At 39.3% G+C, this 13,907-nt stretch carries 12 protein-coding genes; 3 read left to right on the top strand and 9 right to left on the bottom strand.

The annotated features are described in order from the left end of the window. The 6 genes from J4N24_RS17155 to J4N24_RS17130 form a co-directional block, all read right to left on the bottom strand. Nucleotides 1-1,032 carry a GntR family transcriptional regulator gene (locus J4N24_RS17155; protein ID WP_207534946.1) on the bottom strand — a complete coding sequence of 344 codons (1,032 nt, stop codon included), beginning with the start codon at nucleotides 1,030-1,032 and terminating at the stop codon, nucleotides 1-3. 127 nt (nucleotides 1,033-1,159) lie between these two features. Further along, a complete protein-coding gene (locus tag J4N24_RS17150; RefSeq protein WP_242691694.1) occupies nucleotides 1,160-3,937 on the bottom strand; it encodes a glycosyl hydrolase in 2,778 nt (925 codons plus the stop codon). Between the two features lie 137 nt (nucleotides 3,938-4,074). Continuing rightward, on the bottom strand, nucleotides 4,075-4,389 hold the full coding sequence (rhaM, locus tag J4N24_RS17145) for an L-rhamnose mutarotase (RefSeq protein ID WP_207534945.1): 315 nt from the start codon (nucleotides 4,387-4,389) through the stop codon (nucleotides 4,075-4,077). Nucleotides 4,390-4,467: 78 nt separating this feature from the next. Then, complete coding sequence (locus J4N24_RS17140) at nucleotides 4,468-5,625, bottom strand: glycoside hydrolase family 88/105 protein (protein WP_207534944.1); 1,158 nt, start codon at nucleotides 5,623-5,625, stop codon at nucleotides 4,468-4,470. Between the two features lie 11 nt (nucleotides 5,626-5,636). Next, complete coding sequence (locus J4N24_RS17135; protein WP_207534943.1) at nucleotides 5,637-6,440, bottom strand: rhamnogalacturonan acetylesterase; 804 nt, start codon at nucleotides 6,438-6,440, stop codon at nucleotides 5,637-5,639. A 14-nt stretch (nucleotides 6,441-6,454) separates the two neighbouring features. Further along, the gene (locus J4N24_RS17130) at nucleotides 6,455-7,216 is read right to left on the bottom strand and encodes a rhamnogalacturonan acetylesterase (protein ID WP_207534942.1); all 762 of its coding nucleotides are present in this window, start codon (nucleotides 7,214-7,216) and stop codon (nucleotides 6,455-6,457) included. A gap of 657 nt (nucleotides 7,217-7,873) precedes the next feature. Between J4N24_RS17130 and J4N24_RS17125 the strand changes: the two genes are divergently transcribed. After that, nucleotides 7,874-9,013, top strand: coding sequence for a sensor histidine kinase (locus tag J4N24_RS17125; protein WP_207534941.1), 1,140 nt, complete (start codon nucleotides 7,874-7,876; stop codon nucleotides 9,011-9,013). A 76-nt stretch (nucleotides 9,014-9,089) separates the two neighbouring features. Here the strand turns inward: J4N24_RS17125 and J4N24_RS17120 are convergent, their stop codons facing one another. Continuing rightward, a complete protein-coding gene (locus J4N24_RS17120; protein ID WP_207534940.1) occupies nucleotides 9,090-10,949 on the bottom strand; it encodes an LTA synthase family protein in 1,860 nt (619 codons plus the stop codon). 115 nt (nucleotides 10,950-11,064) lie between these two features. Between J4N24_RS17120 and J4N24_RS17115 the strand changes: the two genes are divergently transcribed. Then, nucleotides 11,065-11,862, top strand: a complete 798-nt coding sequence (locus J4N24_RS17115; protein WP_207534939.1) for a metallophosphoesterase family protein — start codon at nucleotides 11,065-11,067, stop codon at nucleotides 11,860-11,862. A 22-nt stretch (nucleotides 11,863-11,884) separates the two neighbouring features. Beyond that, nucleotides 11,885-12,445, top strand: a complete 561-nt coding sequence (locus tag J4N24_RS17110; protein WP_242691692.1) for a hypothetical protein — start codon at nucleotides 11,885-11,887, stop codon at nucleotides 12,443-12,445. A 10-nt stretch (nucleotides 12,446-12,455) separates the two neighbouring features. Here the strand turns inward: J4N24_RS17110 and J4N24_RS17105 are convergent, their stop codons facing one another. Together J4N24_RS17105 and J4N24_RS17100 are read right to left on the bottom strand one after the other, a co-directional pair. Continuing rightward, entirely contained in the window at nucleotides 12,456-13,379 is a 924-nt protein-coding gene (locus J4N24_RS17105) for a bestrophin family protein (protein WP_207534937.1), read from the bottom strand. Nucleotides 13,380-13,400: 21 nt separating this feature from the next. Beyond that, nucleotides 13,401-13,874 (bottom strand): hypothetical protein, encoded by a 474-nt coding sequence (locus J4N24_RS17100; RefSeq protein WP_207534936.1) that lies wholly within the window; start codon nucleotides 13,872-13,874, stop codon nucleotides 13,401-13,403. Between the last annotated feature and the right edge of the window lie 33 nt (nucleotides 13,875-13,907).

The raw sequence follows: 13,907 nt of genomic DNA, 5'->3' as shown, positions 1-13,907 counted from the left end.
CTAGAGCGACTTTCTCATGGTAAGCTTGAAGGGTATCTCTACATGAGCCCTGGAATTTTCAAGGATCATATTAGCTGCTATAGTGCCCATTTGATCGAAATCGGTGGAGATAGTTGTTATTCCATCAAGAATTATCTTTTTCAGGGGTGTTTCATTATAAGAAATTACCCCTACTTGTTTTCCTACAATTAACTGACTGGTTATAACCTGTTCGATCAAAGCGACCAGATCATCTTCCATCAGGCTGATAAATACTTCTCCTTCGTGTATATCTAACGCATTCACATCCGCAACAACCTCATGATTAAAGGCATATTGCTGGCAAAAACGTAAGAATCCCTTTTTAATTTCCCTTGGATAATAGGTTTTATCCGGAAAGATCAGTTTTATAGTGTGATATTTACTTAAAGATTCACGTGCCTGCTCCAGCGCATGATAAATATCTTTTTCAAAATTCTCATATACCGCAGCGTATTCACCATCTACACCAGGAATTTTCTTATCCAGAAGAACTAATTTTTCCTTAGGAATTGTATTAATAACTTCGTAGGCATTCTCACTTCCTTCAATAAAATGCGGTATCACAACATAGTGTGAATAGCCTTCCATCTTATTATTCAGTAATTTTTTAAATAGCTTAAGGTCATTATTGTAAACATAGAAATCTACGGCTACCTGCTCTCCCAACGCACTTACAAATGCATCATACACAATTTTCTTATGCGAGCTCAGTTTGTTGAAGAGCATGCATATCCTCAACGTTTGCCTGAAATCTGTTGCTCTTATATAGTAGCCTTTTCCTGGTATAGAGCCTAATACTCCAATTTTCTTAAGGTATTTATACCCTTTTTCTGCCGTATCTCTCGAAATCTCCAATTCATAGCTTACCTCATTTATTGAAGGTAGCATATCATTTTTCTTAATCTTTCCCGCCTCAATGGCTGTCAGGATTGAATTGGTCAGTTGAAGATATTTTGGTGTTGCCGAATATTCATCAATATGGATAAACTCGAAAATACGTGTGGGCTTCATCGATACTAGAAAATCTATCCTAAGGTAGTAAGTTTTTTAATATAATCTAAAGGTTAGCTACTCCGGGTGGAGAAGAGAGAAAACTCTATCCGGAAAACTTCATTCCGGATAGAGTAAATCATTCTACTTATTTGAAAGGTGTAATGGTGACAGGACCGATAAGACCGGAAGTTTGGGGCTTCCAGTTAGCAGCATTAAAGCTGAGGTAGTTTATATTAACGAAGTTTATTTCGTTATAATTCCTCCACTGTATCCCCTTTCTATCCATATCCCTTATCCTGTTGGCCATCAGGTTCGCAACCTCGATTCGAATAGTATTCTTCTTACCTGGTTTTAAATACTGCCCTATCCGGGTTCTGAATGGAATGCTCCATAAAATGCCGGCATCCTGCCCGTTAACCCATACATGAGCACTTTCAGCAACTTTACCTAAATCTAGTACAAACTCTTTGGCCTCTCCTTTAGGCATTTTAAAGGAAATGCTATACTCTCCGGTTCCGGAATAAGAAATAGCTGCACTATCTTTTAATTCTGTCCAGGATAAAAGGCTGTTGAGTTTCTTATCTGAAGGGATCGTTGGTCCGCCATTGCTGAAATGCAAGTTCCAGGTTCCATTGACGACAATTGGAACAGAGGCATTTTCCAGATAGGTCCAGCTAGGGGTGCTTTGATCTGATGAAGAAGTCTTTAGGACCAAGGCCTCCCCTGCCTGAAGCTGCACTCTAACCTTTGTTGTTCCACCTTCATTGGAAGACATAGCCTTCCCGGCTTTACCTGTTTGAGGGTCCATGATCATAACAGAAGAAGCGTCAACATTTAAGGCAAGAACTTCATCTACCGATTTATCTGTATGATTTACCAAATAATAATATTTGTCGGCCCCAGCTTGCCGGCGGATAAACTTTAATCCCGACTGAGTGATTTGCTCTGGTTTAACTCCTTTTGCTTCCAGCGCCTTTTGAATATCAGCACTTAACAAAACAACCCCGTTTCCGGTCTTCAATTCTTTTATTCCGTTTCCTGCATCTACAAAATTGAGCTTACCTAGAAGCTCTTTAAATCGTTTTCTGTTCGCTTCAAGATTACTAAGGCCGGGAACATCCTGAGGAAGATCCTGCATAATTACAGTAGCACCATTATTAGCTAATTGCAACATCTTTTCTAAGGTCTCCATCGGAATAATTTCAGCTTTTGGAACAATAAGAACCTTATAAGAAGCGCCGTTCTGTGACGTAGAAATCGAACCAGATCCAGCAGTTGAACCCTTAAGTAAATTATCGGAAATGAAATCCAGGGAATAACCAGCCTTCTGTAAAGCGGTAACATTTTTATAGAATGGAGTAGGATGGAGCCAATCATCAATATCATGCACCTTTAAAGGCATATCCATTCCCTTAGCCTTATTCCAGGCATCATATACCGGCCAATAAATGAGCAGTTCATTATCTGGTTTCCCCGTCTGCAATACCGACTGGACCCGTGTGATATAATTGTTCAAGCCTGGGAGATGTGACCAAAAGCTGTTAGCGGGAACCATATTTACAGAGGCATAAAATAACCATCCTGGCCATTTCACATCCTCAGGAGAATAGGTTGTTCCGTGAAAGAAAACATGGTTTACCCCTGCCAGGAACACTTGCTCTACTTCGGGTTTACATTGAGACAGAGAGGTTTTGAAATGTTCGGTCAGCCAGGTAAAGGTCTCAGAACTTACGAGATTATGACCTGCTACGTGTCCGGCAGACGAAGCAAATTTCAACATTACAGGATCGGGATCAACATTTCGTATATCTGCACTATCCCGTCTTAGACCTGGAATACGGAAATAACTGGAGCCGAAAGTTTCACACTCCGGAATATCTACAGCAGCGTAAAGATCAAGCAAATTACCAGGAGAACCATGAGCCTGATTTTTAGTTACTGAATTATACTTATGTGCCCAGTTGGTCCAGGGCCGGGTGAAATTATCCATCAACATTTCACCCATAGTTTCCCTGTAATCTGATTTAAGACGGGCAATATGTTTAGAGGTGGAATCTTTACTTACCAGGTCTTTAATATAAAGCCTAAGGTCATATCCTCTCCTTTTTTGAAACTCATTGTAAAAATCGTCAGACCAATCGGCGTTGTAAACTTCATAACTATCATTATAAAAAGACCTTACTCTTGGTGCCTTTCCTGCAAAAGCCTGATCAAAACGACCCAAATACGCATTTAATGCAGGCCTGGAGAAGTGGTTTAGAGTAAAGCCTTCACCGCCGGGTGCAGCTCTTTTAACCATTTGCCGGGTACGACCACTAAAGGTTGCGTATAAGTCCCATTTGCCTGATTTGGGAACCCATTTCAAGGTACCATCTGCCTCTACCTTATCTGTTAATAACAATGGCTCGCCCTTTTCGCTATAAGCAGTTAGGGATTGAAACTTTGTATATCCTGCCTTTGGATCTTTAAATAAGATCTTTTCTCCAAAGGCTCCACCTGCCTCTATTTTGTATCGCTGAACAATTAATTTTGCAGCAGCAAATTCAGGTGTAATTTGGGGACCACCAAAAGGCCATCCCGTCCCTGTTGTTAAATCGACACCCATTCCTAAACCTCCAGCCTTTTGAACTGTAAAATTTAGCTGCTGCATCCATTCTGGAGAAAGATACTGGAGATATCTTTTCTCAAAACCTTTAGCTCCGTATATTGGTGCAATTTCAACTCCACCTATTCCTGCTGCTTTATAGGTTTCTAGCAGAGAAGATATATTTTTTTCATCAACTGCGTTTCCCATCCACCACCAGCGTGTCCAAGGCCTGGTTTCTGTTTTAACTTCTGGCCAAAGATTGGTCTGACCTGCAGCCTTAAAACTGATCAACGCCATTCCTCCTAAAACCAAGGTTGCGTACCTATTTAATTTCATATTGCGTTTATAAATTAAAAGCCCCGATTGTCTGTCAAGACATAGAAGGCTTTACTTATAATACTGTCCGAAGAAGCACCATAGCCTCTATGGACAGTATTTAAAATTCCTTTAAGAATAAGCTTACCTGAGTGTTTTTAATCCATGTGAAATACTTCAACAAGTGGCACCGATACGGGTGAATTATCAGGATTAGTGTCCATAATGTCGGCCATGTAAGCCCACCACCTCTGTACAATTTCAGTTGCTCCCAGATCTTGTGACGACTGCGATCCGCTTTGCTGCTGCACACCAAAAAGAATATTAGTTTCTTCATCAAGGAAAATAGTATAGTCACTCACACCATTTTGCTTCAGAAGCTCCCTTAATTCAGGCCATAGTTTGTCGTGGCGTTCTTTGTATTCTTCTTTGAAACCCTGTTTCAGCTTCATCTTAAAAGCGATCTTTGCCATTTTCCTTAGATAAAAATTTGATTGACCTATAATTAGTTTCCGATATCTTCTATAAACAGCCAGCGCATATTGCAACTATTACTTCAGCTTATAAACCTCGCTACCTGCTAGTAAGAAACAACCTAGACCGTAGTCTTCGAAGTCAGGCTTCGATGTGTAGCTTACAGGTTGTCCGTCTTTCGGCTCTTTACCTGTTCCCTGAACATATCCCAGAAAACCATTAGGATGCACACACTCTTTTGTCATAACATTCCAGGCTTTAGTCAAAACCGGAAGATACGTTGCTCTATCTATTAGCCCATTATTTATCCCCCAGGCCATACCATAAACAAAAAGTGAAGTACCAGTTAACTCTTTACCGCCGAAGTTATTGGGATCGTGAAGGCTAACATTCCAATATCCATCTTGCCTTTGAATGGGAAGCAGAGCCGCCAACATGTCTTTATAGTCCTGTAAGTATTCATTATAATGAGGATCGCTTTTTGGAAGCTTTTCTAACGTGCGAACTAACGCTGCTACAACCCAGCCGTTTCCTCTCGCCCAATAACAATCTTCACCATTAGGCTCCTTGTAAGGAGGCACAAAGTCCTTATCTCTCCACCAGAGTTTATCAGCTGGGTTCCATAATCCGTTCCCCCCGTGCTTGGTTTTGGTGTAATTGTAGATCTGATACATCTTATCATAGTACTTAGGCTCGTTATACACCTCTCCTAAACGTACAAAAACTGGCATTGCCATTTGCAGTGCATCTATCCACCACCAGTCATCAACTCTATCACTTGCAAGCATACCATCTATTGCCGCTTTTATATCCCTTATACGTTCTTCCTTTTTATTGATCAGATAAAGATCTATATAGGTCTGTCCGCAAGTTTGATCGTCAGCATTCTGCCGTTCCCTTGCAGTTCCACTCCTTAATCCCCATTTATGCTTTTCTCCCCATTGCACTGCATAGTTATAGTAAGATTTCCGGTGCTTTTTTTTCGGCTCTATTCTATATAGCTCCATCAATCCTTCATAGTAAACGCCTCGGGTCCAGATATTACTTGGTCTTTCTTTATTAGTAACTATTGGTTTACCTGCATCAGGCCAGGTATTCATAAAATACCTATTCGTTAAACGCATTACGTTAAGAACACTTTTTTTATCCGGCAAACTTTGAGCTTGCATCTGACTTACTGTTACTGTCAGGAACAATAAGCAATAAATGGTTTTTAGCCAGGAACGATTATTCATTTTTTATGTGTTTACTTTTTAGCTTGTTTAGTCAAGTATTTCTTTAAAGAAAGACCTTTAATACTTTTAATTCCCTCTACTACCTTGGCAGAATTAAGGCGAGCGCCTGCTTCTATCGGGTGAGTATGATCTTGTGTGTTGAAGTAGGTTTCTCTTACTTTTGATTCTCCTTCCACATCATAATCCTCAGCAATAAGTGTATTCAAATCTAAGAAAAAGGCACCTGAAGCCAAAGCTGCCTCTTTTGCCCATTTCCCATAGCCTTCACTTGCCCGGTTAACCTTACCCTCTTTCCAGTCATTTCTGGGTATAGGAGAGCAAACGATCACCGTAGCTCCTTTCTCTTTTGCCTCCTGTACCATTTTCTTTATGTACCAGCCATAAGAATATACCACCTCCTGCTGTTTGGTTATTGGATTATAGATTTCTTTGCTTTCATCACCGGTTCCTTTAATTGTTCCTCTTGCCCGGGCGGTGTCATCCAGCGGTCCATTATCATTATGTCCAAATTGCATGATCAGATAATCGCCTTTTCTAATTTGCGGAAGTACTGCAGCCCAGCGTCCCCGGTTAAAAAAAGTACGGGAACTGGTGCCACCTAAGGCTTCATTTTTAACAGTGATCTTTGTAGTATCGAAAAATTCATGAAGAAAACTTCCCCAACCCCACAATCCTCCATCTCCTTTCCCATGACCATTTCGAACAGTAGAATCGCCGATCAGGAACAGCGTTGGTTTATCTGCAGGCCTGGTCAGAATGAAGGATGAGAACAATATAATCGCTGAAAAAAGACTAAACTTAATTACTTGCTTCATTAGTTACCTGATTATTATTTCTTAATGTATTTGTTTAACGGCTGCTTTTTGTCTAGCCTGATTCCTTCTATTACAGAGCTCGCATTGATTCGTGCCCCAACCTCATTGGTATGTGTATGGTCCCCGTAGAAATAGTCTTTCACCTTGTCTGCACCCAACTGATCATATTTATCGGCTGTAATCTTATTTAGGTCTATAAAAAATACATCTTCCTGCTCGGCAACTTCTTTCGCCCATTTGCCGTAGCTCTCGTTGGCTCGCAGCACCTTCCCATCCTTCCATTGATTTCGCGGGATCATTGAAATTACCACTGGTGTCACCCCTTTAGCCTTTGCTTCTCTTATGAACTTCCGTAGGTACCATCCATAAGTATGAACAGTCTCAATTGTGCCATCCTTCCAGGTTAACTCTTTTGTTTCCTCTCCGGTCCCTTGCAATACCCCTCGATATCCTGCCCGGGAGGTATCTGGCTTGGACCCTTCATTGTGTCCAAACTGCATAAGAAGATAATCCCCAGACTTCATCATAGAATCAACTTTATTCCACCGGTTCTCCTTAATGAAAGTACGCGTACTCCTACCAGCCATGGCTTGATTATCTACGCTGATCTTAGTAGTATCAAGGAATGATGACAGAAAACTTCCCCATCCCCTTTGCTGATTATTGAAATTTCTGACCGTGGAGTCTCCTATAATATAAATTACCGGCTTTTTATCCGCCTTAAAAGCATAAAGTACACTAAGAGAGGCGATCAATAACGGCAGTATGCTCCTCATTCTAAATTTAAAATTCATATTGGTTATCTATTTTCTACAACAATTTGCGCTTCTCCTTAAATATTCTTTACCTGCCCGGATACTATCTGCACTGATAACCTTTCCCAATACCTTATTGTAACACATCACACACTTATCCCCTAAGAGAAACTCAAATTTGTATTGAAAAACGATCCGTGAGAAGCAATAACAGATGAATACATTGGTTAAAAAAGAGAATACTCTGTTGACAAAGCTAAGAGCTACATCTTATATAAAAGCCTAAATACAATACTTAATTAATCGTGTAACGACATTTTTTCCAAAATGCACACCATTCCTAACTACGTTTCAATTTTAGCGACTATTCAGCTCTCACGCAACCTGCTTCATCCTGCCTTAGCACGAAACAGATGGGAAAATCTCGCCATCGCATTTGGGGAACTTTTGGGGAGCTTTATCATCAAAAGAAATAGAGGCAAAGAACTTACGGGGAAGAGCGTTATTACGAATAATCTAATCGTAAAAGCCATTGAGAGAAGAAATAGAAAAAACAAGCCCTTTTATTTAGCAAAATTCTAAAATAACACAGTCAAGTTTAAATATGGTCTCTCTTTTGCCCTTATTGAATCAACTCCGCTTATCGTCAGAGTTTAGAAAAGTGGTAAAAGTTAAGTTATGGCTCATACAATGGTAGAAGAAGAACAAAAAATTAATTTAACTATATCTGAAGGACTCCTTAGAAACCTTCAGGGAATGTTCTATAAGCTCACTTCTCCCCCGCATCTGACTCTGATTTACGTTAGTTCAGGATGTGTAAGCCTAACCGGCTACTCTGTTGAAGAATTACTTGCTATTGACTTTATCAACATTGTTCATCCTGAGGATAAAAACCTGATATTATCTCTTAATCCTAAAGCAACAGAGGAAAATTTCGAGCCAAAAGAATATCGCATAATATGTAAGGATGGATCAGTAAAGTGGGTAAAAGATGTTAGTAATACTACCTATAACGAAACCGATTCCATTGCTGATGTTGAAGGTTTTATTACAGACATAACAAGGGAAAAAGCAGAGAACATAGCTATCAAAGCACTGGAGAAGCAGCATGAAGGTCTGATTACTGAATTAAATCATAAGTATAATGAATTGATGCAGTTCAATTACATTGTTTCTCATAACCTTCGGTCGCCGATCGCAAACATCATCGGCTTAACCGAAATCATTAAATTTCACTATCAGGACGAGGCTTCAGAAACGGGTGAGTTAGTGAACTTTATCTCAGATGCTGCTCAGTCTATTGATACAATTATTCAGGATTTAAATCTTGTGCTTTCTTCAAGGAAGCCGATGAATGAAAAATTTGAGACGATAAGTATTGAGGAGATTATTACTTCTGTTAAAAACAATCTTAAGAAGCAAATCAAGGATAGCAACGCAATCTTTAACCTTGCTATTCAACCAGAGGTTGCGGAAGTTAAATCAATAAAAAGCTACGTTCAAAGCATATTCTACAATCTGATCAGTAATGCAATAAAATACACGAAAGATCAGGAAGCACCTGCAATTACTATTTCGGCAGAAAAGGCAGATGGTCAACTGTTAATAAAAGTTGCTGATAATGGACTGGGCATGGATTTAAATAGTGTTGGAGATAAACTTTTTGGCCTTTATAAGAAGTTCAATTTCGATAAAGAAGGCAGAGGCCTTGGTTTGCATATGACAAAGACTCAGATTGAATCACTGGGTGGCAAAATTGAGGTAGATAGCCAGGTAAACACAGGAACAACATTTACGATCACCATGCCGGTGATATAAAAATATTAATTATCTAAATCGCTTCAAATGAGTAAACCTGTCAGTACTGACAGGTTTTTCTATTTCTTCCCATTTTCTAAAAGCTGAGAAACTGCTGAAATACGCTCTGCATATAAGCTTTTGCATAGCGCAGAGAGGAATTTTCCTGGTCCCCAAGATAAGGAGACTTATATATAACAGCCTTACTTGTATTATCAAATGTAAGAGCTTTATTCTCACCATTTACAAACCCAAAACTATTTTCCCAGCTGTAAAAGGCGTGACCCTGCACCTTATCATTATATAAATCCTTGCTCCATTGAAAATCTTTATTCTTCAAATTTAACTGAGCAAGCAGGATTGCGGCAATATCTGTTTGACTCCCTACCTTCTCAACGGTACTACCTCTGTACTCTTTTCTTATCGCATCGCCAAATAGGAGTAGGGGGATACGATAACGCTTAGGGTCGTATATCTCATGCTGATTTTTAGGCAATCTATGACCATGATCCGCTACAACTATAAAAAGAGTCTTCTTATACCACGGGCTTCCTTTTGCACTCTTTATAAATGCGGTCAAACAAGAATCAGAATAGTAGGCCGTACTCCTAAACTTATTTTCAATTTCCTCACCTGGAAAATGTGGCTTAACAGGTAGTTCGAAAGGCTCATGATTTGTTAAGGTTAACAGGGCGCTAAAAAAAGGCTTGCCCTTTTTCTTATTTAAGTCATTTGAAAGACGGCGATAAACAACATCATCATAAGCGCCCCACTTCGAATTCATATCTTTTTTATCGAAGCTTGTTTTATCGATTAGTTCTTGGCATCCTGTATTAAGCAGATAGGATTTCATATTGGCAAATTGGATTTCTCCTCCATAATAAAATGAACTACTGTACCCTGCAGCACCCAATGCCTTAAATAAAGATGGTAGCTTTGACTGCTTCTCATTCTCTTTCATAATGCTTTTCATTCCCTGTGTAGGGAAAGCACTAAGTACTGACACAACCCCTTTGTCAGTACGATCTCCTGAAGCATAGATATGTTTGAAGAGTATACCTTCGGGGAGAAGACTTTCTATTCCCGGATCAAGGCCCTTTTCTCCGTCCAGACTTTCTATAACATCTGCTGTAAAGCTTTCCATGATAACAAGAACGATATTAGGACGGTCGGTGGTCAGTATTCGGGTTGTATTACCTGAGTTGGGAGGATATAACTCTCGAACAATTGATTCTGCTTCTTCAGACTTATAGAACATAAAAGGATTCTTCTTGCTCGACTTACTCATTAAGGAATGCAGTAAGGCCCATTCTGTATTCACAGCCGCATGATTCAATATAGGTTTAGCCGAATAATAAGCCATACTCTCGTTCATCGGAGCTAACTGCCAACCTCCTCGTATTGCAAGAAAATTTAAGCCTAGTAATAAAATGGCGATAGGCAATTTAATGTACCACTTCCCCTCCTTGCTTACTTCGAAGTCTGCCTGTTTACTTAAGTAGTACCCCAGAAGAATAAGCAGACCCAGAATTATAAAAGATAATAATAAAGGAGAAGACACACTGCTTGCTATCGCTTCACCCGGGGAAGCGAACAAAAATTCAAAGGCCCGGCTATTAATTTTCGACCCCCACTCCCTATAGATATTAAAATTTATCACTGTTATTAAAGAAGCAAGCACAACAAGCGTCCTGAAATATATACGAAACCATACATGACTAAGCCTAATTTTTGAGATTAACCATAGTAGTAAAAAACCAATCAGAGGTAACACACTAAAATATCCTGACATTGAGATGTCCATCCATAAGCCATATCTGAGGCTGGCAGCAATTTCTCCCGATGAAAAGTTTTTAATTTTGTCGACGAAAAACAATAGAAAGATCATCCGTTCTACGCAGAAAAATAGTAACCACAGGAAGAAGTACTTAAGTACAGAAAGCAAATTTTCACGCATTTAGTCCGGGTTTATTAAAATATATCTGCAAAAGTAATGTAAAATTCAGCCTTGCAATCAACATTGGACTGCTTTATGCTCTTTTAAAACAAACACTCAGTTACTATGCACACACATGAAAACACACATATACTTATTGATACTATTGCTACTCCTCTTCGCATGTGGCGAAGTAGAATTCAGTCCTAATCAGAAATTTGATTCAAATACACCTACAGACTTAAATAAGAAAAATATAGAAAAATTATACTCCCAGGAAAAAGATGATACGATAAGGTTTGTTCTCACTGGAGATACTCAGCGGGCCTATAGCGCCTGCGAAGACATGGTAAGTGTTATCAATTCTATTAAGGGGGTAGATTTCGCATTATTAAATGGTGATATTTCCGATTTTGGATTGTACCAGGAGATGGAGTGGATTAATGACATCTATTCCGATTTGAATATGCCTTATATCGCAGTTCTCGGAAATCATGACATTTCGGCAAACGGGAAAAGCGTTTTCAGGCGTATGTATGGAAATGAAAATTTTTCTTTTATTTACGACGGTGTAAAGTTTGTTTGCTTCGACTCAAACAGCAGGGAATATAACTACGACGGCACAATTCCTAACATAAGCTGGCTGAAGGCTGAGATGGCAGCAGAGGCAGGGGTAAATAATTATATTGCTGTTTCACATGTACCTTCATTTTCTGATGATTTTGATTCAGAACTGGAAAAGCCTTATGCCTCTATACTTACTGAAAACTCCAAATGCCTGGGCTCTTTACATGCGCATATCAACCAAACGGAGGTTCTCTATCCCTATAATAAAACAACCCCCTTTATTGTGGCAAATACGGCAGCCAAAAGGGAGTTCTATCTAATTGAGATCGTTAATGGAAAGCTATTACATAAAGTTATTAAATTTTAAAGTCCTGACACTACTCCTTTTAATGGCATTTCCTATTTTAAAGGCTAATAGTCAGGGAGCCCGCTTTTTGATCCCCGATGGAGCCGTTACTCAATACGGAGGAAGCATAGGCTATGGAAGTGTGGGAATAAGTTACGATTTATTTAAAGGAGAAAGAGGTAACCTAGACTTTACTTTTGGTTATGTTCCCGAATCGAAAGGAGGACCTTTGAGGATCCTGGCTGGAAAATTTTCTTATAAACCACTAAGGATTAAGGTCAAAGATATTACTGCCATTTATCCTGTAAACCCTGGAACCTTTGTTTCATACACTCCTGGAGAGCAATTTGAAAAATGGAGCAAAACTCAATATCCAAAAGGATACTACTGGTGGTCTAAATCCACGAGAATTCACGTGTCATTATCTACTGAAGCGAAATTTAATGGAGAGAAGTTACTCCCCAAAACAGGCCTTAAGGCCTTCAGCATTTATTCAGAGCTTAATACGAATGACCTGTACGGCGTAAGTTGGTTCAAAAATAGAGACAGCATGTCTTTCCTTGAAATTGTGAGAGTTGGATATGGGGTTAGAGTTTATTTCTAACCCCGTATTGCTACAAAATGTAAAACATTTTAGATTGATCTTTCTCTTCCACTTTTTCTTCCTGCTTGTAGTTAACCTTAAGCATTTGCTTTATATCCCTCTCAATAGTTTGAGATATGGTAGTTGTAGGGGTGTCAGTTGGCTTGTTTTCAAAAGGATCTTGCAGGTGGATGGCCATTTTCTCGATTAAAAAGAAAGCACTGGCAATAGCAATCACTACAGGTACTTCCACCACTCCGAAGAATTCAATTAACCCGAATGGCAACAGCATTATGAATAACACAAGGGAGAAGTGGATATAAGTACCGTAGGTTGCTGGAAACACTGTATTTTTGATACGTTCACATCCTCCCATTTCATTCGAAAAACGAGTAAGGGTATTATCTAGTTCAACTTGTTGAAACTCGTTAATCCACCCCAGCTTATAAGCATGTCTCAGATCTGCACCTTGTAATTCAAGTAAGGCAAGTGGAATGTTGCTGTATTGCTTTATGTAATTCAAGTCTTCTGCCGATATAAGTTTCTCTAAGCCCTTCAAGGGATCCTGTCTCCTTAAATGCCTGCTTAAGCTATAACACCATGCTATTTGTCTCTTAGCCATCTTTTCGCAAAAGGCTCTTTCTTCGGAGGGTCCATACTTAGTATCTACATAAGTAAGAAGCTGCCGTGTAAGGGTCCGCGAATCGTTCACTATAGCTCCCCAAATGGTACGTGCCTCCCACCATCTGTCGTACGCCTGATTTGATTTAAAGGCCAGAAGCAGGGAAATAACTGTACCTAGAATAGTAGGGACTGCAATAGGAATAGATATTCTGGTAAAGTGAAAAGTATTATACATTACTGCTATGAACACTGAATACAGTGTTACAAACACAACTTCATTTTTGATTTTACCCACAATGTATGATGCGGGAATATTTTCTCTTAATAACATAAGTAGATTCTTCTTTAAATTCTAATTAACTTCCTCTAATTCTTCTTTTGCGCTGTAATTCTTCTGTGGTGAAAGTTTCTTCAGCTCAAGGATGGGGAGACTTGCACGATTTATTAAAACAGCAGGATCTATGCTGGATTTATTAAGTGGAGCATAATCACAGGAGTCTGGATTGAGAATATAATTGATCTGGTGAGTTTCCAGAAAATTTTTGAAAGCTGCCAAAGTCCCCCCGTAGAAAAACTCGATACCTATGGATTTTAGCTCGGGAGAATTTAATTTCAATTCATGGCATTCACGATAGAATTCTTCAGGGACATATTCATATTCCTTCACGCGTCTAGACAACATGAGTAAGTCTGAAATCGAATCTGAAAGTTTGAACATGTGAGTAAAGAGTATTGAGATATCCTGCCCTTTAAACTGCTTAATAATCGCCGACACGCATTCGCACGATTTGAGCTGGAAACTGGTTGGAATTAAAATAGTCTGCATAACAATCACTTTAATGTGAACGATAATTTGTTA

It is taken from the genome of Desertivirga arenae, assembly GCF_017355785.1.
In the GTDB taxonomy this organism is placed as follows: domain Bacteria; phylum Bacteroidota; class Bacteroidia; order Sphingobacteriales; family Sphingobacteriaceae; genus Desertivirga; species Desertivirga arenae.
Note: the sequence above shows the minus strand (reverse complement) of the source record. Positions and strands in the feature narration are given on the sequence as shown.